We start from the raw sequence: 17,307 nt of genomic DNA on the forward strand, positions 1-17,307 counted from the left end.
ATCAACATATCTGGCGTTGATTTTTGGCACGCTGTTGAGTTCTCAAGGAACGGTCGCTTCCTTTGTACTCACCCTCTCGGGCTTTCCTCCGGGCTTCCCTTCGGTGTTTCCGACTCTATCAGATCTTTTCTCGATCCGATTTCCTCGGTGCTTTCCAGGTTTCCGCTCTCGCGTTTCCCTTTCCGGCGGTTCCGACTCTATCAGATCCTTTCGGCTCTGACTCCCAGTCAGCGGGATTGTCTCGGGGTTTTCGGCTTTCGCCGTCCGCCCTTTCGACATTCACTACGTTAGCTCACTCTCTCGGCGACTCATAATCGAGTCTCACGAGTTCGAATTCGGGCGCGCGGGCGCGCCACAATCGACCCCGTTGAGGGGTTGTAGCTAGGTAGTGGGTTGGCCGCTCCGGCTGCAGGTGATCACCGTACCCGGTTCAGCGGCTCGGGATACATTACGCATCTTCGCGAGTCGCGTCAACTTCGTCGGCGCCTCGGCACATGGGCCCGGTAGGGGCTCACCGTCGGGTCGTCGGCCACCCAGTAGCGCCAGGGGTGGACGTCGCCGTTGCCGCCCTCGCCGGCCACCCCGGTGCGTGGGCCGTTCCGTACCTGGTCAGACGCGACCGGGGCGCCGGTCAGCATCCGCAGCGGGGTATCACCGAGGGTGCAGGCGTCCGCGCCGTCGAGGGCGCGGTCGACCTCCAGGGCCGTGGCGAGACGGGCCGGCCCCTTGGCCAGTTCCTTGTCATTGCGGGCCGAAATTCGCCGTTTGCGGGCCAGCTCGACGCCCTCCACCACCTCGCCCGCGCGGAGCAGGACGGCGCTCGCCCTGCCCTCGGGGCCGCAGACGAGGTTCATGCAGTGCCACATGCCGTAGGTGAAGTAGACGTACACATGTCCGGGCTCACCGAACATCACGGCGTTGCGGGCGGTGCGGCCCCGGTAGGCGTGGGAGCCGGGGTCGTTCGGTCCGTCGTACGCCTCGACCTCGGTGAGGCGTACGGCGATCGGGCCGTCGGGTGTCGTACGCACCAGGATCCGGCCGAGCAGGTCGGGGGCCACCTCCAGGACCGGGCGGTCGAAGAAGTCTCGGGGCAGTGGCGTACGGTCCGGGGGCGCGATCATGCCCTCCGAGGGTAGTGCAGACGGGTCGGTGCCACGGGTCGTCGTCAGGGACCTGTGCCGGCGCGGAACCGGGCGGGGGTGGATCGCGTTTGTAGGGGCGAGGTCCGTTCGTAAAGGGAGAGTCAATGGCGTTCAAGAAGCTGCTCGCGAGCCTCGGGGCCGGCGGGGCGTCGGTCGAGACGGTGCTGACCGAGGTCAACGTCGTACCGGGCGGGGTGGTCCAGGGCGAGGTGCGGATCCAGGGCGGGTCCGTGAACCAGGAGATCGAGGGGCTCTCCGTCGGTCTGCAGGCCAAGGTCGAGGTGGAGAGCGGCGACCAGGAGTACAAGCAGGACATCGAGTTCACCAAGGTGCGGCTCGGTGGTGCCTTCGAGCTGCAGGCGGGGGCCGTGCACGCGGTGCCGTTCGGGCTCGAGATCCCCTGGGAGACGCCGGTCACGATGATCGACGGGCAGTCGCTGCGCGGTATGCACATCGGGGTGACCACGGAGCTGGCGATCGCGCGGGCCGTGGACTCCGGCGACCTCGACCCGATCAACGTGCATCCGCTGCCGGCGCAGAAGGCGATCCTGGACGCCTTCATCCAGCTGGGCTTCCGCTTCAAGAACGCCGACATGGAGCGCGGTCACATCCGGGGCACGCGGCAGCGGCTGCCGTTCTACCAGGAGATCGAGTTCTACCCGCCGTCGCAGTACCGGGGGCTGAACCAGGTCGAGCTGAGCTTCGTGGCCGACGAGTACGCCATGGACGTCGTCCTGGAGATGGACAAGAAGCCGGGTCTGTTCAGCGAGGGTTCGGACACCTACCGCTCCTTCCAGGTGGGGCTGGACGACTGGCAGGGGACCGACTGGGCGGCGTACCTCAATCAGTGGCTGTCCGAGGTCGGCAGCAAGCGCAACTGGTTCTAGGCTCGGGTACTGCTGATTCCAGATCATCGATCAGGAGGTACCGAGGTGACCGAGCACAAGCGGCGGCCGCTCCCCCACGACTTCCATCCGTCCGTGCCGTCGTTCACGGTGACGAGCGCCGATGTCGAGGAGGGTGCGACGCTGAAGGGCGCTCAGGTCCACGCGGAGGGCAACACCTCGCCGCAGCTGCGGTGGGAGGGTTTCCCGCCGGAGACCAAGAGCTTCGCCGTGACCTGCTACGACCCCGACGCGCCGACCGGCAGCGGGTTCTGGCACTGGGTCCTGTTCGACATCCCGGCCTCGGTGACGGAGCTGCCGGCGGGTGCGGGCGGCGGCAAGTTCGAGGGACTGCCCGAGGGTGCCGTGCACGCGCGCAACGACTACGGGACGAGGGACTTCGGCGGTGCCGCGCCGCCGCCCGGGGACGGCCCGCACCGGTACGTCTTCACGGTGTACGCGGTGGACCAGGAGAAGCTGGGGCCGGACGCGGACGCCTCTCCGGCGGTCGTCGGCTTCAATCTGCGGTTCCACACGATCGCGCGTGCTCAGCTCATCGGTGAGTACGAGAACAAGGGCTGACCGCACCGTACGGATTCAGCCGAGCGTTCATTGAACGTTTGCCCGCCCCCGGTCTTGGAAGTGATCGGGGGCGGGCAGTTTTTATTGCGTTGTCCATCTCGGCGCGCCCGTCCAGAGTTGATCCAAGCCCGCCGGGGGGTGGGCGGATGCGCACGGGAGGTGGGCTGGATGCGGGACACGCTGGTGCTGAACGCGAGCTTCGAGCCGCTGTCGACGGTGACGCTCAATCGGGCGGTCGTTCTGGTGCTGCAGGACAAGGCCGTCGTCGAGCAGGCCCATCCCGAGCTGCGGATGCGCGGTGCGGATGTGGACATACCCGCGCCCCGGGTGATCAGGCTGTGCCGGTACGTACGGGTGCCGTTCCGAAGACAAGCCCCGTGGTCGAGGCGGGGTGTGCTGGTCCGGGACCGGCACCGGTGCGCGTACTGCGGGCGGCGGGCGACGACCGTGGACCATGTGCTGCCGCGGGCGCAGGGTGGGCAGGACACGTGGCTGAACACGGTGGCCGCGTGTGCGGAGGACAACCACCGCAAGGCGAACCGGACCCCTGACGAGGCGGGCATGGCGCTGCTGCGGGAGCCGTTCGAGCCGACGCCGGCCGACGCGATGCTGCTGGCGCTGGGGCGGGAGGAGTTCGACTCGCTGCCGGAGTGGCTGGCTCAGCCGGCGGCGTAGGCCGGTTCGTGGACCCGGCCCGCGGTGAGCGGAGCGTGAGCGGCCCGCCTTCCTCGAACGCGGAGGAGGGCGGGCCGTTGTGTGTGTGCGGGGCCGTCAGTCGATGTGCGGCTTCTCGCGCCGCTGGTCCGGGACGCTGCCTGAGCCGCCGTTGTTGCCGGAACCGCCGCCCAGGGGGCCGAAGTTGCCCATGGCGCCGGACAGGCCCTTGAGGGCGTCGCCGATCTCGCTGGGGACGATCCAGAGCTTGTTGGCGTCGCCCTCGGCGATCTTCGGGAGCATCTGGAGGTACTGGTAGGACAGCAGCTTCTGGTCGGGGTCGCCGGCGTGGATGGCCTCGAAGACCGTGCGGACGGCCTGGGCCTCGCCCTCGGCGCGCAGGGCCGCGGCCTTGGCCTCACCCTCGGCGCGCAGGATCTGGGACTGCTTCTCGCCCTCGGCGGTGAGGATGGCGGCCTGGCGCGTACCTTCGGCGGTGAGGATCGCGGCGCGCTTGTCACGGTCGGCGCGCATCTGCTTCTCCATCGAGTCCTGGATGGAGGTCGGGGGTTCGATGGCCTTGAGTTCCACGCGGTTGACGCGGATGCCCCACTTGCCGGTCGCCTCGTCGAGGACGCCGCGCAGGGCCGCGTTGATCTCCTCGCGGGAGGTCAGGGTGCGTTCGAGGTCCATGCCGCCGATGATGTTGCGCAGCGTGGTGACGGTGAGCTGCTCGATCGCCTGGATGTAGCTGGCGACTTCGTAGGTGGCCGCGCGGGCGTCCGTCACCTGGTAGTAGATGACGGTGTCGATGTTGACGACCAGGTTGTCCTGGGTGATCACCGGCTGGGGCGGGAAGGGGACGACCTGTTCTCGCAGGTCGATGCGGTTGCGGATGGTGTCGATGAACGGGACCACGATGTTCAGGCCCGCGTTCAGGGTCCGTGTGTAGCGGCCGAAGCGCTCGACGATGGCCGCGCTGGCCTGTGGGATGACCTGGATGGTCTTGATCAGGGCGATGAAGACCAACACCACCAGAATGACCAGGACGATGATGACCGGTTCCATCGTGTTCCCCGTACCCCTCTCCGCCTCGGCACCTTCGGCAGATCTCTTGGTTGTCGAAGATCTTGCTGGTCGAGTCTGACAGACCGTCGCCCAACTCGTGGGCCGGATGCCTCAGATGACGATCGCGGTGGCCCCTTCGATGTCCACGACGTCCACCTCCTGGCCCACGTCGTAGGCGCGTCCGGTGTCGAGGGAGCGGGCCGACCAGATCTCTCCGGCGAGTTTGATGCGTCCGCCGGAGCCGTCGACGCGTTCCAGTACGACCGCCTGCTTGCCCTTCAAGGCGTCGATGCCGGTGGCGAGTCGGGGGCGCCGGCTGTCGTGCCGGTTCGCGAGGGGCCGGACGACGGCGATGAGGGCGACGGAGACGACGACGAACGCGAGGACCTGGAGGACGGCGCCGAGTCCGAGGCCGGCGACGACGGCCGCGGCGACGGCTCCGACCGCGAGCATGCCGAACTCCGGCATGGCGGTGACGACGAGCGGGATTCCGAGCGCCGCCGCGCCGACGAGCCACCACACCCATGCGTCGATGTCGTTCACATGGTCATGGTAGGGCCGTGGCCGGGCGGCGGACAGGGCGCGCGAGGGAGAGCAAGGGTCAGGACAGGGGCAGGCCTTGGGCGGTCCAGCGGTCGCCGACCTGCTCGACGACGAGCGGGAGACCGAAGCAGAGGGAGAGGTTGCGGGAGCTCAGTTCCAGCTCGATGGGGCCGGCGGCGAGCACCTTGCCCTGGCGGATCATCAGGACGTGGGTGAAGCCGGGGGCGATCTCCTCGACGTGGTGCGTGACCATGATCATCGAGGGCGCGATGGGGTCGCGGGCGAGCCGGCCGAGGCGGCGGACCAGGTCCTCGCGGCCGCCGAGGTCGAGGCCGGCGGCGGGCTCGTCGAGCAGGAGCAGCTCGGGGTCGGTCATCAGGGCGCGGGCGATCAGGGTGCGCTTGCGCTCGCCCTCGGAGAGGGTGCCGAAGCGGCGGTCGAGGTAGTCGCTCATGCCGAGGCGGTCGAGGAAGGCGCGGGCGCGCTGCTCGTCGACGTCCTCGTAGTCCTCGTGCCAGCCGGCGGTCATGCCGTAGGCGGCGGTGAGGACGGTCTGCAGGACGGTCTGGCGCTTGGGGAGCTTCTCGGCCAGGGCGATGCCGGCCACGCCGATGCGGGGGCGCAGCTCGAAGACGTCGGTGCCGGGCTGTCCGAGGGTCTCGCCGAGGATGCTGGCGGTGCCCTTGCTGGGGTAGAGGTAGCTGGAGGCGACGTTCAGGAGGGTGGTCTTGCCGGCGCCGTTCGGGCCCAGGATGACCCAGCGCTCGCCCTCCTTCACCGACCAGGAGACCTGGTCCACCAGAGCCCGGCCCTCACGGACCACGGATACGTCCTGAAGCTCCAGAACATCGCTCATGAGCGCGTTGTCTCCCCTTGCAGTGTCGCCGGTCTCGGCTGTCGCGTACGCCTGTGGCTCGGGTTCGCCGCGCCGGTGGGCGCAGCCCTCATGAAATCTACGCCACGAGTGCCCCGCTCCATTCCCTCGGTCCGGTCCGTAGGGTGTGGGCATGCTCTCGGAACCGCGTTCAGGACGCCTCGCCGCTTGGGGAAATGCCCTTTTGGCCGGACTTGCCTCCCCGGACGACGCCGTGCTCGCCATCGTGGGCGAGGACACCGTGCACCGGGTGGAGGGGCTGCCGGGTGAGTCCGCGCAGGTCGGGCTCACGCTCGCGCTGGGGCGGCTGCGGACGCTGGGGGTGCGGGGGCTGCGGGTGGCGCTGCCCGCGTCCGGTCATCCGCTGGGGCTGAGCGGTCCGCCGGAGTTCAACGCGCGGGCGCTGGAGGCCGAGGAGGCGGTGATCTGTCACGGCGCCGCGTTCGGGCTGGTGCCGGAGGCCTACGAGGCCGGGCCCGAGGGTGATGTGCACGCCGAGGTGGTCTGGCATGTGCTGCCGGTGCGGGAGGCGCCGCCCGCGGACGTGCCGTCGCTGGGCGAGGCGGAGCGTGAGCTGGCGGAGGCGCTGCGCGAGGCGACCGAGGTGCTGTCGAAGCTGGACGTCGCCGGGTCGGGTCCGGTGGCGGAGGCGGCGATCGACGCGTACCGGGCGCGGGCCGAGCGGGGCCGGGAGGTGCTGGCGCCGGGGTATCCGCCGCGTGCGGTGCGCGTGCTGGAGCTGGCTCAGCGGGTGGGGATGCTGATCTCGCTGGCCCACGGCGACGGGCGCGGGGGCGCGGTGAGCGCCTCGGAGATGGCGGCGCGGTCCCAGGCGCTGCGCCCCGTCGAGCGGACGGCCCGGCGGGCGCAGGTCGCGGCGTACAACGCGATGGTCGAGGAGCGGGAGCGGGGCGCTGGCTGAGCGTGCCTGGGGGCCGTGACCCCCAGGCACCGCTGCGCGGACGTCAGTGGTTGACGGAGGTGTCGCCGAACGCGGGGTTCAGCAGGCCGATCACGTTGGCGGTCACGCCGTTGACGTTGACCGGGACGTGGACCGGGACCTGGACGCTGTTGCCCGAGATGACGCCCGGCGAGTTCGCGGCCATGTCGGCGGCGCCCGCGTCGGCGAAGGCGGCACCGGCGGAGGCGCCCGCGGCGACACCGGCGACGGTCAGGGCGAGGGCGGCCTTCTTGGCGATGTTCATGAGATGGATTCCTCCTGCGTGTGCGTGGGTCCGACCCGGCCGGGGGTCATGCCTGGTGAACGCGGGAGTCGTGCCAAGGGGTACGGCGGCGGGGGCCGGGGCGCCCGTTCGGATCAGTCGGATGACAAGCCGACAGGCCTCCCGGGTGCGTCCGGGAGGCCTGGGATCACCGGTGGCGGGACCTCAGTGGTTGAGGCCGAGGTTGCCGAAGGCGGGGTTCAGCGCACCGATGACGCTGACGCTGTTGCCGACCGCGTTCACGGGGACGTGCACCGGCACCTGGACGACGTTGCCCGAGACGACACCCGGCGAGCCCTGGGCGGCGCCGCCGGCCCCCGCGCTGGCGGAGGCCAGGCCCGCACCGGCGGCCACCAGGCCACCGGCCACCATCGTCACGGCCGCTGCCTTCTTCAGGTTCTTCACTTTCCAACCCCTCCTAGGCGTTCACCGCGGCGGATCGCCGCGGCACGCACTGGAGAACGGCGGAGATCGCCGGAGGATGCGCCATCCGGGTGACATTCCCACGACGGTATGAATCTCAGTCCGGAACGGGACCCTCCGTGTTGCCGTCGGTGAGGCTCCGCGTGGCCGGCGGTGAGGCCCCGCGGAAGGCGTTTCAGCCGGTCACGCCGTGGCGTACGGCCCACAGCGCGGCCTGGGTGCGGTCGGCGAGGTCGAGTTTCATGAGGATGTTGGAGACGTGCGTCTTGACGGTCTTCTCCGACAGGACCAGGGCACGGGCTATCTCGCGGTTGGACCGGCCGTCCGCGATCAGGCCCAGCACCTCGCGCTCCCGTTCGGTGAGCGAACCCCCTCGGCCCTGGCCGGAGCCGGCCTCGTCCTGGGAGAGCAGGGCGCCGGCGACCTCCGGCTGGAGCAGGATGTGCCCGGCGTGCACGGAGCGGATGGCGCCGGCGAGGGCGTCGGGGTCCACGTCCTTGTAGACGTAACCGGCGGCGCCCGCGCGCAGGGCCGGGACGACCGTGCGCTGCTCGGTGAAGCTGGTGACGATCAGCACGCGCGCGGGGTTGTCGAGTTCGCGCAGCTTGCGCAGGGCGTCGATGCCGTCCGTGCCCGGCATCTTGACGTCCATGAGGACGACGTCGGGGCGCAGTTCCTCGGCGCGGGCGACGCCCTCGGCGCCGTCGGCGGCCTCACCGACGACCTCGATGTCGTCCTGCACCTCCAGGAAGGTGCGCAGCCCCCGGCGGACGACCTGGTGGTCGTCGACGAGCAGCACCTTGATGGGATCAGCCACCGGGGACCTCCATCTCGATCGTGGTGCCCTTGCCGGGCGCCGATTCCACGGTCAGCGTGCCGCCGACCCCGCTCGCCCGGTCACGCATGGAGACGAGGCCCAGGTGGCGTCCGGCGCGGCGGTCGGCCTTGGGGTCGAAGCCCGTGCCGTCGTCGGTGACGCGCAGGACGGCTCCGCTGCCGCGCCGCTCCAGGCTCACGCCCACATGGGCGGCCCCGGAGTGCCGCAGGGCGTTGTGCAGGCTCTCCTGGGCGACCCTGAGCAGGGCCTCCTCCTGGGCGGCGGGCACGGCGCGGAAGCCGTTGCCGGTGAAGGTCACGCGCGCGGTGTGGGCGCGGTCGAGGACCTGGATCTGGGTGCGCAGGGTGGCGATCAGGCCGTCCTCGTCCAGTGCGGCGGGGCGCAACTCCACGACGGCGGCGCGCAGTTCGTCGGCCGCCTCGGCGGCGAGCGCGGCGACCTGGTGCAGTTCGCCCTTGGCGCGCGCCGGGTCGCGGTCGACGAGGGCCGCCGCCGCCTGGGCGGTCAGGCGCAGCGAGAAGAGCTTCTGGCTGACCGCGTCGTGCAGTTCGTGGGCGAGGCGGGAGCGCTCCTCGGCGATGGTCAGCTCGCGGCTGCGCTCGTAGAGGCGGGCGTTGGTGAGGGCGATGGCGGCGTGCTGGGCGAGGATGGAGAGCAGGTCCTCGTCCTCTTCGGTGAAGCCGCAACCGCCGTCCGGGTGGGGGCACGGGGAGTGCGGGGGGTGTCCCTCCGCAGGTCGCAGCTTGTTGGCCAGGAAGAGTGCGCCGATGACCTCGTCGCCGTCGCGGATGGGCAGGCCCAGGAAGTCGGCCAGTTCGGGGTGCGCGGCCGGCCAGCCCTCGAAGCGGGGGTCCTTGCGCACGTCGGCGAGGCGCTCGGGGCGGGCCTCGTGCAGCATCGAGGCGAGGATGCCGTGCTGGCGGGGCAGCGGGCCGATGGCCTTCCACTGGGCGTCGCTGACGCCGTCGACGACGAACTGGGCGAAGCCCCCGTGGTCGTCGGGGACGCCGAGGGCGGCGTACTGCGCGTCGAGCAGCTCGCGGGCGGAGGCGACGATCGTCTTGAGGACGTCGCGCACCTCCAGATGCCTGCTCATGGCCAGCAGCGCGGCGCTGACCGCGGCGAGGCCGGACCGGGGGCCTTGACTCATGTCCTCACGGTACCGGCGGGGTCCGACACCGCGGATCGGACCAGTGACGGCAGACGCCGGGCCGTCGGCCCTAGGTCCCGCGGCGTACGTCCGGCGCGGCGCGGAAGGGGTACGTCCGCAGTCCGGGGACGCACGGTGTACGATCCTCGGCCCCCGGCATGTGACGTACGCCCCTCGGCCCCGGGCGTGCGGTGTACGTCCCCCGGCCCCGGGCGTGCGGTGTACGCCGAAGGGACCGTACGGATTGCGGCCCGCGTCCGAGGCGGTGCGGGCGGTGCCGTTCCTAGCGTGATCGCACCGCCCGCCGGGGGCGGTGAGCGACGAGGGGACGGTTGTCATGCCGGTAGCGATCATCACGGGGGCCTCGAAGGGGCTGGGGCGGGCGCTGGCCGAGGCGCTGGCCGCGCGCGGCTGGGATCTGGTGCTGGACGCCCGGGGCGCCGCGGTCCTCGAGGAGGCCGCCGAGGCTGTCGCCGGGCACGGGACGCGGGTGGTCGCGCTGTCCGGGGACGTCACGGACGCCGGGCACCGGGCGGAGCTGGTGGCCGCCGCGCGTCGGCTGGGCGGGGTCGACCTGCTGGTGAGCAACGCGAGCGCGCTGGGCGCCGAGCCCTTGGTGCCGCTCGCCGAGCTGCCCCTGGACGGGCTGCGGCGGGCGCTGGAGGTGAACGTGACGGCCGCGCTGGGCCTGGTCCAGGAGGCGCTGCCGCTGCTGCGGGAGGCGGCGGCCGGGGCGGTGATCGCGGTCAGCTCGGACGCGGCGGCCGAGGCGTACGGCACATGGGGCGGCTACGGCGCCTCCAAGGCGGCCCTGGATCAGCTCGCCGCCGTGCTGGGCGTGGAGGAACCCGGACTGCGGGTGTGGGCGGTGGACCCCGGGGACATGGCGACCGATCTGTACGCGGCGGCCGTACCCGGCGACGACGATCCGCGTCCGGCGCCCGGCACGGTCGTACCGGCGTTCCTGCGGCTGCTGGACGAGCGGCCGGCCGGTGGGCGGTATGCGGCGCCCGCTCTGCTGGAGCGGTGATGAGGACGGCCTTGGAGGTACCGGAGGAGCTGTCCGCGCGCGTGCCGGCCGAGCAGCGGGGCCCCGGGCTGGACCGGGACGCCGTACGGCTGCTGGTGTCGCGCGGTACGGACGTGCGGCATCACCTGTTCCCCGAGCTGCCGGGGCTGCTGCGGGCCGGGGACCTGCTGGTGGTGAACACCTCGGCCACGCTGGCCGCCGCGGTGGACGGAAGTATCGCGCACGCGCGCGTGGTGGTGCACTTCTCCACGCGGGGCGACGACGGGCGGTGGGCGGTCGAGCTGCGGGATCCGGACGGAGGGGGCACGACGCGCGCGCGTGCGGGCGGGCCCGCGGGCGTGGAGGTGGAGGTGCCGGGCGGCGGCCGGCTGGTGCTGGAGGAACCGCTGAGCGGGCGCGGGGAGCGGCTGTGGTGGGCGCGGGCGGCCGGGGCGCGGGTGCTCGACGTGCTGCGGGAGCACGGCCGGCCCATCCGTTACTCCTACACGGAGCGGGACCAGCCGCTGTCGGCGTACCAGACCGTGTTCGCGCTGCCCTCGCCGGACGGGGCCGGCAGTGCGGAGATGCCGAGTGCGGCCCGGCCCTTCACGGCGCGGCTGGTGACGGAGCTGGTGAGCCGGGGGGTGCAGTTCGCGCCGGTCACGCTGCACACGGGGGTGGCGTCGGCGGAGGCGCACGAGCCGCCGTACCCGGAGCGGTTCGCCGTGCCGGAGGCCTCGGCGCGGCTGATCAACGCCGCGCGGGCGGGAGCCGGACGGATCGTCGCCGTGGGGACGACGGCCGTGCGGGCCGTGGAGTCGGCGGCGGGCCCGGACGGGGTGGTGCGGGCGGCCGGGGGGTGGACGGATCTGGTGGTCACGCCCGAGCGGGGGGTGCGGGTGGTGGACGGACTGCTGACCGGGCTGCACGAGCCGGAGGCCTCGCATCTGCTGATGCTGGAGGCGGTCGCCGGGCGGGCCGCCGTGGCCCGTGCCTACGAGGAGGCGCTGGGCGGGCGCTACCTGTGGCACGAGTTCGGCGACGTCCACCTCATCCTTCCGGAGGAGGATCCTCACGCAGAGCGTTGCACCGGCAACGCATGGTGAGAACCGGGATGCCCCGCTGTGAGCCCGCACATAGGGCCTACATCACGTACGAAAGGGCATAGGAGATAAACCGCCCATCTTGAGCGGGACAGACGGCCCTGTCTGTCCCGTTTTGCCCCTCCCTGATCCACTATGCCGGATCGTACGTCACACCTTTGCCTGGGCATTTTGCGCCAGCTAAGAATTGCTTCAGTCGCTCAGCGCCGTGGGTTTACGGCCCGCGGCGTTCGTGCGGGAGGAGCCGATTCCCCCGGCGGATGCAGGAGCGACCTCCGCGCTATCGAAGAGGTCCATCAGCCATGCCCAAGAACATCCTCAACCGAGCTCATAGTCGCCTGACGAAGCAGCACAAGGTCGCCCTCGCCGGCGTCGCCGCCCTCGGCACCGCCGCCGTCGCCCTCTCGGCGATCCCGGGCAACGCCGGCACCGTCACCACCGGCGCCCCCGCCGAGACCGCCCAGGTCGCCGCCGCTGCCAGCCTGCAGAACGTCAAGGGCACGGTCACCGACCAGCTCGCCGGCCAGAACGTCAAGCTCGACGCCCTCGCCGCCAAGAAGAAGGCCGCCGACGCGGCCGCCGCCAAGCAGCGCACGGAGGCCGCGGCGAAGAAGGCCGCGCAGCAGCGCGCCGGCCAGCAGGCCGCGAACCGTTCCGCGCAGCGCCCGCAGATCGAGACGGTCGCCGCGAAGACGTACGCGAACAACCTCGACGGCTGGATCCGGCACTCGCTGGACATCATGCACTCGAAGGGCATCCCGGGCAGCTACAGCGGCCTGCACCGCAACATCATGCGGGAGTCCTCCGGCAACCCGATGGCCATCAACGACTGGGACATCAACGCGATCAACGGCATCCCGTCCAAGGGCCTGCTGCAGGTCATCCCGCCGACCTTCAGCTCGTACCACGTCGCCGGCACCTCGTGGAACATCTACGACCCGGTCGCCAACATCACCGCCGCCGCCAACTACGCCGCCCACCGGTACGGCACGATCGACAACGTCAACAGCGCGTACTGAGGCCTGGCGCGGACCTCAGCGACGGCCGAAGGGCGGCACCCCCGAGTGGGGTGCCGCCCTTCGGCGTCGTCCGGCGCGGTTACTTGCGCATGACCTCCGGCTCGTGGCGGCGCAGGAAGCGGGCCACGAGGAACCCGCAGACCACACCGAGCGCGATCAGCGCGATCATGTCCAGCGTCCAGGCCCCGGCCGTGTGGTTCCACAGCGGGTCCGTGCTGGTCGGGTCGTCGGCGTTCGGGGCGATGTTGTTGAAGTCCAGCGTGGCGCCGGCCGCGGCCACCGCCCAGCGCGACGGCATCAGGTACGAGAACTCGTTGACGCCGAGCGTGCCGTGCAGGGTGAACAGGCAGCCGGTGAAGACGACCTGGATGATCGCGAACATCACCAGCAGCGGCATGGTCTTCTCGGCCGTCTTCACCAGCGAGGAGATCACGAGACCGACCATCATCGAGGTGAAGCCGAGCGCCATGATCGGCAGGCACAGCTCGACCAGGGAGGAACCGCCGAGCACGACGCCCTGGTCCGGGATCTCGCGGCTGGAGAAGCCGATCAGGCCGACCATCAGGCCCTGCAGCACCGTGACGGCGCCGAGCACGACCACCTTGGACATCAGGTACGCCGACCGGGACAGGCCGGTCGCGCGCTCCCGCTCGTAGATCACCCGTTCCTTGATCAGCTCACGCACGGAGTTCGCGGCGCCCGCGAAGCACGCGCCGACCGCGAGGATCAGCAGCACCGTGGTGGCCGTGCCGTTCGGGACGTGCAGCCCGGTCTTCGGGTTGACCATCGGATTGACCAGCAGACCGTGACTGTGGTCGATCAGCAGGCTGACCGCGCCGAGCACCGCCGGCAGGATCACCGTCAGCGCCAGGAAACCCTTGTCGGAGACGATGACCGACACGTAGCGCCGGACCAGCGTCATCAACTGCGAGCCCCAACCCTGCGGCTTGGGCGGCTTCATGGCCTGCGGCGGAGGCATGTGTACGGACTGCGGGGCGACCGAGTCCACGTCCGCGGCGTACATCTGGTAGTGCTGCGAGCCCTTCCAGCGGCCCGCCCAGTCGTAGTCGCGGTAGTTCTCGAAGGCGGAGAAGACGTCGGCCCAGCTGTCGTAGCCGAAGAAGTTCAGCGCCTCCTCCGGCGGGCCGAAGTAGGCGACCGCACCGCCCGGCGCCATCACCAGCAGCTTGTCGCACAGCGCCAGCTCGGCCACCGAGTGGGTGACGACGAGGACCGTACGGCCGTCGTCGGCGAGGCCGCGCAGCAACTGCATCACGTCACGGTCCATGCCCGGGTCGAGGCCGGAGGTCGGCTCGTCCAGGAAGATCAGCGACGGCTTGGTGAGCAGTTCCAGGGCCACCGAGACACGCTTGCGCTGGCCACCGGAGAGGGACGTGACCTTCTTGTCCTTGTGGATGTCCAGCTTCAGCTCGCGCAGCACCTCGTCGATGCGCGCCTCGCGCTCCTGCGCGGTGGTGTCGGCCGGGAAGCGCAGCTTGGCCGCGTACTTCAGGGCCTTCTTGACGGTCAGTTCCTTGTGCAGGATGTCGTCCTGCGGGACCAGACCGATGCGCTGGCGCAGCTCCGCGAACTGCTTGTACAGGTTGCGGTTGTCGTAGAGGACGTCGCCCTGGTTGGCGGGCCGGTAACCGGTGAGCGCCTTCAGCAGGGTCGACTTGCCGGAGCCGGACGGGCCGATGACCGCGACCAGGGACTTCTCCGGGACGCCGAAGGAGACGTCCTTCAGGATCTGCTTGCCGCCGTCGACCGTGACGGTCAGATGGCGCGCGGAGAAGGAGACCTCACCGGTGTCGACGAACTCCTCGAGCCGGTCGCCGACGATCCGGAAGGTGGAGTGGCCGACGCCGACGATGTCGGCCGGGCCCAGCTGCACCGAGCCGCCCTTGGGGATCGGCTGGCCGTTGACGTAGGTGCCGTTGTGCGAGCCGAGGTCGCGGATCTCCAGCCGGCCGTCGGGCGTGGCGTGGAACTCGGCGTGGTGCCGGGAGACCTGCAGGTCGGAGACGACCAGGTCGTTCTCCAGGGAACGGCCGATGCGCATCACGCGGTCGAGCGAGAACTGGTGGAACGTGGTCGGGCTGCGGTCGCCGTAGACCGGCGGCGCCCCCGCACCACCACCGGGCGTCTTCTGCACGTACTGGTCGGCGGGACCCGCCTGCTGCTGCGGGAACGCGGCCGCCTGCCGCGCCTCCGGCTGCTGCGTGCCGGGCTGCTGGTGTGCGGGCGCCTGGTGCGGCACCGCCTGCTGCGGGGCCGGTGCCTGCGGGGCGGCGGCCTGCTGAGGTGCCTGCTGGGCCCAGCCGGGCGCACCGGCGCCCTGGGCCGCGTACGGCGCGGGCTGCTGCTGACCGGCCGCGGCCGCGGCCGCGGAGAGGCTCACCCGCGGTCCGTCGGTCGCGTTGCCCAGGTGCAGCGCCGAGCCGGGGCCGATCTCCGTGCGCTGGATCCGTTGACCCTGCACGAAGGTGCCGTTGGTGCTGCCGTGGTCCTCGATGACCCAACTACGGCCGTCGAAGCTGACCGTGGCGTGCCGCCAGGAGACCCTGGCGTCGTCGAAGACTATGTCACCCTGCGGATCGCGGCCGAGGGTGTAGGGCCTGGACGGGTCGAGCGTCCAGGTCCGTCCGTTTGATTGCAGTACGAGTTCCGGCACTCCATGCCCCACTGAGTTGTCCCCCGAGTTACCCCCATCGCAGGGAGTCTAGGGATGTCGAACATCGTGGGGAACTATTTCAGGCTCGGCCCTCTGACCGAAACCCGGGCCTTGTCACGGGCGCCGACGCGCGCTTCAACTCGCCCCGTTGACGGGGTTGAAACCGGGCCGGAGAGTGGTAATCCCGGCGAGGGGGACAAGCGCGGCCGTGCGGACGCGCCGCGGATCGGGGGGTCTGCCATGAACGCTGCCACGAGCACCAAAAGCGCACGGCACGGTACGAGGTTGCCCTGGACGGACCTGGTGGTGTCCGCGATCGCCGCGGTGAGCTGGGCGTTGATCGGTATGGCGGGCACCGCCGCGCTCGGCCTGCATCTGCTGCGGGCGGACTCGGCGGGCTCGTTGGGCCCGATGACAGCGGCGGTCGTGGCGCTGGGGGCGGGTGGTTCGGTCACGCCGTCGGGAGACGTGTCCGCCTTCGGCCTGAAGGGCGCGGAGGCGCACACCGCCATCGAGATCACGCCACTCGGGGTGAGCCTCGTCGGGGCGCTGCTGCTGTCGTGGTTCTTCCTACGGTCCCTGCGCACGGCCGGAGTTGTGATCGCGCCCGCCGAACTCCTCGCCCGCGCGGGGGCGGTGGTCGCGCTCTTCGTGGCGATGCTGGGAGGCCTCGCCTGGGCCGGGCACGACGTCGTCACCATCGACGGCGGCTCGCTCGGCCTGGACGCGCTGCCCGGCACGGGCGGCGGCGGGAAGGGCGGCGGGCTGAGCATCCCCGGCCTGGGGGACGTGAGCGGACTGCTGCCGCACCGGATCGGCGATCTGATCCACGCCAAGGCGGCGGTCGGCTTCACCGTGGACACCTCGGCCACGCTGCTCGGCGGCCTCGGCTGGTGCGCCGGAGTGCTGCTGATCGCCCTGCTGGCCTCCCGCCGGGCTCCGCTCCCGCCGGGCTGGGCCGTCGTGCACCGGGTGGTCCGGCCGGCGGTCTCGGCGCTGGTCGGCGCCGCGCTGGTGACCGTGGTCGCGGGGCTCGCGGCGGCGGCGTACGCGGCGATCGGCGACGACCACCCGCGGCGCATCGCCGGGGCGGCACTGCTCGGCGCGCCGAACGGGGTGTGGCTCGGCCTGCCACTCGGCCTGTTCGTGCCCTGGGACGGCCAGGTCACCGGCGCTCTGCGCACCCTGCTCCCCCACCCGCTGGACCAGCTCCTGAGCGGGCCCGGACGGCCCGTGACGCTGGGCCGGCTGGCCGAGCTGGACGGGCGGGTGTGGCTGCTGGGCGTGGCGGCCGCGCTGACGATGCTGCTGGCCGGGGTGCTCACGGCGGTACGCACCCCGGTGAACCGTCCCACCGACGGCGCCCTCCGCTTCGCCGCCCGCTGCGCGCTGTACCTGGCGATCCCGACTGCGCTCATGCTCCCCCTGCTCACCTGGCTGACCGGCGTCTCCGCGGACGCCTCCCTCTCCGTCCTCGGTTTCGACGCCTTCGGGGCGACGGCCGACCTGCGCGGCGACCTGGGCATGGCACTGCTGCTGGGCGCCGTGTGGGGCGCGGGGGCGGGAGCGGCCGGGGCTCTGCTGAGCTGGCTGAGCGGGGCGGCGGGGGTGCGAGCCGCTCTGGGAGCTCGCGGGGGCGCGGGCGCCGCGGGTGCCGCGGGTACGGGGGTGGCGGGGGTGTACGGCGGTGCGGGGGTGGCGGGGGCCGGCGCCGGTGCTCTGTCCGGCGGGGGCGGGGGCGGGGGTGCCGGGTACGGCGGAGATGCCGACGGCTCCGGGGACGGCGGGGGCGGCGAGGGGTTCGGAGGCGGCGGGGGTGCCGGCGGCTCCGGGTACGGCGATGGGGCCGGCGGCTCCGGGTACGGCGGGAGTGCCGGGCCCTATGTGCCGGGCAGGCCGCACCGGCCGCCGAACCCCGACACGAATCCCTACCTCCGCATGCCGGCGGAGGCGCGCGAGGAGCCGCAGGACGCCCGGCCGCCGTCCGCCCGGGACGACGTGTACGGCGCCCCGACCATCGCCGGTCCGCTCGGTACGGCTCCGCCGCCACCGCGCGGTCGCCGGGGCCAGCAGCATCAACGGCATGATCTTCCAGCGCGGCAACCCCATGGACTACGAGCG

At 71.6% G+C, this 17,307-nt stretch carries 17 protein-coding genes; 8 read left to right on the forward strand and 9 right to left on the reverse strand.

The window, feature by feature from the left end:
• Positions 1 to 470: 470 nt before the first annotated feature.
• Entirely contained in the window at positions 471 to 1,121 is a 651-nt protein-coding gene (locus AB0N17_RS43020) for a DNA-3-methyladenine glycosylase (RefSeq protein ID WP_366017149.1), read from the reverse strand.
• Positions 1,122 to 1,246: 125 nt separating this feature from the next.
• Here AB0N17_RS43020 and AB0N17_RS43025 point away from each other — a divergent pair, with 125 nt between their 5' ends.
• The 3 genes from AB0N17_RS43025 (at position 1,247) to AB0N17_RS43035 (ending at position 3,283) form a co-directional block, all read left to right on the forward strand.
• Positions 1,247 to 2,029, forward strand: a complete 783-nt coding sequence (locus tag AB0N17_RS43025; RefSeq protein ID WP_366017150.1) for a sporulation protein — start codon at positions 1,247 to 1,249, stop codon at positions 2,027 to 2,029.
• A 45-nt stretch (positions 2,030 to 2,074) separates the two neighbouring features.
• Positions 2,075 to 2,608, forward strand: a complete 534-nt coding sequence (locus AB0N17_RS43030) for a YbhB/YbcL family Raf kinase inhibitor-like protein (protein ID WP_366017151.1) — start codon at positions 2,075 to 2,077, stop codon at positions 2,606 to 2,608.
• A 168-nt stretch (positions 2,609 to 2,776) separates the two neighbouring features.
• The gene (locus AB0N17_RS43035) at positions 2,777 to 3,283 is read left to right on the forward strand and encodes an HNH endonuclease (RefSeq protein WP_366017152.1); all 507 of its coding nucleotides are present in this window, start codon (positions 2,777 to 2,779) and stop codon (positions 3,281 to 3,283) included.
• Between the two features lie 96 nt (positions 3,284 to 3,379).
• Here the strand turns inward: AB0N17_RS43035 and AB0N17_RS43040 are convergent, their stop codons facing one another.
• From AB0N17_RS43040 to AB0N17_RS43050, 3 genes are all read right to left on the reverse strand, one after another.
• Positions 3,380 to 4,330, reverse strand: coding sequence for an SPFH domain-containing protein (locus tag AB0N17_RS43040; RefSeq protein ID WP_366017153.1), 951 nt, complete (start codon positions 4,328 to 4,330; stop codon positions 3,380 to 3,382).
• 111 nt (positions 4,331 to 4,441) lie between these two features.
• The gene (locus AB0N17_RS43045) at positions 4,442 to 4,873 is read right to left on the reverse strand and encodes an NfeD family protein (protein WP_366017154.1); all 432 of its coding nucleotides are present in this window, start codon (positions 4,871 to 4,873) and stop codon (positions 4,442 to 4,444) included.
• A gap of 58 nt (positions 4,874 to 4,931) precedes the next feature.
• Positions 4,932 to 5,729: an ABC transporter ATP-binding protein gene (locus AB0N17_RS43050; RefSeq protein WP_366017155.1), complete on the reverse strand. Its 798-nt coding sequence runs from the start codon at positions 5,727 to 5,729 to the stop codon at positions 4,932 to 4,934.
• Positions 5,730 to 5,880: 151 nt separating this feature from the next.
• Between AB0N17_RS43050 and AB0N17_RS43055 the strand changes: the two genes are divergently transcribed.
• Positions 5,881 to 6,669, forward strand: a complete 789-nt coding sequence (locus AB0N17_RS43055) for a hypothetical protein (protein WP_366017156.1) — start codon at positions 5,881 to 5,883, stop codon at positions 6,667 to 6,669.
• Between the two features lie 43 nt (positions 6,670 to 6,712).
• On the opposite strand, the gene AB0N17_RS43060 is transcribed toward AB0N17_RS43055, so the two are convergent.
• The 4 genes from AB0N17_RS43060 to AB0N17_RS43075 all read right to left on the reverse strand — a co-directional run bounded on the left by AB0N17_RS43060 (position 6,713) and on the right by AB0N17_RS43075 (position 9,381).
• Entirely contained in the window at positions 6,713 to 6,952 is a 240-nt protein-coding gene (locus AB0N17_RS43060) for a chaplin family protein (protein ID WP_366017157.1), read from the reverse strand.
• Positions 6,953 to 7,135: 183 nt separating this feature from the next.
• Complete coding sequence (locus AB0N17_RS43065) at positions 7,136 to 7,375, reverse strand: chaplin family protein (RefSeq protein WP_366017158.1); 240 nt, start codon at positions 7,373 to 7,375, stop codon at positions 7,136 to 7,138.
• Positions 7,376 to 7,568: 193 nt separating this feature from the next.
• Positions 7,569 to 8,210: a response regulator transcription factor gene (locus tag AB0N17_RS43070; RefSeq protein ID WP_366017159.1), complete on the reverse strand. Its 642-nt coding sequence runs from the start codon at positions 8,208 to 8,210 to the stop codon at positions 7,569 to 7,571.
• Positions 8,203 to 9,381, reverse strand: coding sequence for a GAF domain-containing sensor histidine kinase (locus tag AB0N17_RS43075; RefSeq protein ID WP_366017160.1), 1,179 nt, complete (start codon positions 9,379 to 9,381; stop codon positions 8,203 to 8,205). Before AB0N17_RS43075 ends, AB0N17_RS43070 begins: the two co-directional genes overlap by 8 nt.
• 337 nt (positions 9,382 to 9,718) lie before the next feature.
• Between AB0N17_RS43075 and AB0N17_RS43080 the strand changes: the two genes are divergently transcribed.
• From AB0N17_RS43080 to AB0N17_RS43090, 3 genes are all read left to right on the forward strand, one after another.
• On the forward strand, positions 9,719 to 10,411 hold the full coding sequence (locus AB0N17_RS43080) for an SDR family NAD(P)-dependent oxidoreductase (protein ID WP_366017161.1): 693 nt from the start codon (positions 9,719 to 9,721) through the stop codon (positions 10,409 to 10,411).
• Positions 10,411 to 11,496 carry an S-adenosylmethionine:tRNA ribosyltransferase-isomerase gene (locus AB0N17_RS43085; protein ID WP_366017162.1) on the forward strand — a complete coding sequence of 362 codons (1,086 nt, stop codon included), beginning with the start codon at positions 10,411 to 10,413 and terminating at the stop codon, positions 11,494 to 11,496. Before AB0N17_RS43080 ends, AB0N17_RS43085 begins: the two co-directional genes overlap by 1 nt.
• 299 nt (positions 11,497 to 11,795) lie before the next feature.
• Positions 11,796 to 12,512, forward strand: coding sequence for a transglycosylase SLT domain-containing protein (locus tag AB0N17_RS43090; RefSeq protein WP_366017163.1), 717 nt, complete (start codon positions 11,796 to 11,798; stop codon positions 12,510 to 12,512).
• Positions 12,513 to 12,591: 79 nt separating this feature from the next.
• On the opposite strand, the gene AB0N17_RS43095 is transcribed toward AB0N17_RS43090, so the two are convergent.
• A complete protein-coding gene (locus AB0N17_RS43095) occupies positions 12,592 to 15,186 on the reverse strand; it encodes an FHA domain-containing protein (RefSeq protein WP_366017164.1) in 2,595 nt (864 codons plus the stop codon).
• A 240-nt stretch (positions 15,187 to 15,426) separates the two neighbouring features.
• Here AB0N17_RS43095 and AB0N17_RS43100 point away from each other — a divergent pair.
• A partial coding sequence (locus AB0N17_RS43100; RefSeq protein WP_366017165.1) for a streptophobe family protein occupies positions 15,427 to 17,307 on the forward strand: 1,881 nt, incomplete at its 3' end.

Source organism: Streptomyces sp. NPDC051133, assembly GCF_040682635.1.
GTDB lineage: Bacteria > Actinomycetota > Actinomycetes > Streptomycetales > Streptomycetaceae > Streptomyces.

Excerpts from the sequence above, each read along its gene's own strand:
- AB0N17_RS43020 (WP_366017149.1), bottom strand. The coding sequence starts at position 1,121 with ATGATCGCGCCCCCGGACCGTACGCCACTGCCCCGAGACTTCTTCGAC.
- AB0N17_RS43035 (WP_366017152.1), top strand. The coding sequence starts at position 2,777 with ATGCGGGACACGCTGGTGCTGAACGCGAGCTTCGAGCCGCTGTCGACG.
- AB0N17_RS43040 (WP_366017153.1), bottom strand. The coding sequence starts at position 4,330 with ATGGAACCGGTCATCATCGTCCTGGTCATTCTGGTGGTGTTGGTCTTC.
- AB0N17_RS43080 (WP_366017161.1), top strand. The coding sequence starts at position 9,719 with ATGCCGGTAGCGATCATCACGGGGGCCTCGAAGGGGCTGGGGCGGGCG.
- AB0N17_RS43075 (WP_366017160.1), bottom strand. The coding sequence starts at position 9,381 with ATGAGTCAAGGCCCCCGGTCCGGCCTCGCCGCGGTCAGCGCCGCGCTG.
- AB0N17_RS43055 (WP_366017156.1), top strand. The coding sequence starts at position 5,881 with ATGCTCTCGGAACCGCGTTCAGGACGCCTCGCCGCTTGGGGAAATGCC.
- AB0N17_RS43060 (WP_366017157.1), bottom strand. The coding sequence starts at position 6,952 with ATGAACATCGCCAAGAAGGCCGCCCTCGCCCTGACCGTCGCCGGTGTC.
- AB0N17_RS43025 (WP_366017150.1), top strand. The coding sequence starts at position 1,247 with ATGGCGTTCAAGAAGCTGCTCGCGAGCCTCGGGGCCGGCGGGGCGTCG.
- AB0N17_RS43090 (WP_366017163.1), top strand. The coding sequence starts at position 11,796 with ATGCCCAAGAACATCCTCAACCGAGCTCATAGTCGCCTGACGAAGCAG.
- AB0N17_RS43050 (WP_366017155.1), bottom strand. The coding sequence starts at position 5,729 with ATGAGCGATGTTCTGGAGCTTCAGGACGTATCCGTGGTCCGTGAGGGC.
- AB0N17_RS43085 (WP_366017162.1), top strand. The coding sequence starts at position 10,411 with ATGAGGACGGCCTTGGAGGTACCGGAGGAGCTGTCCGCGCGCGTGCCG.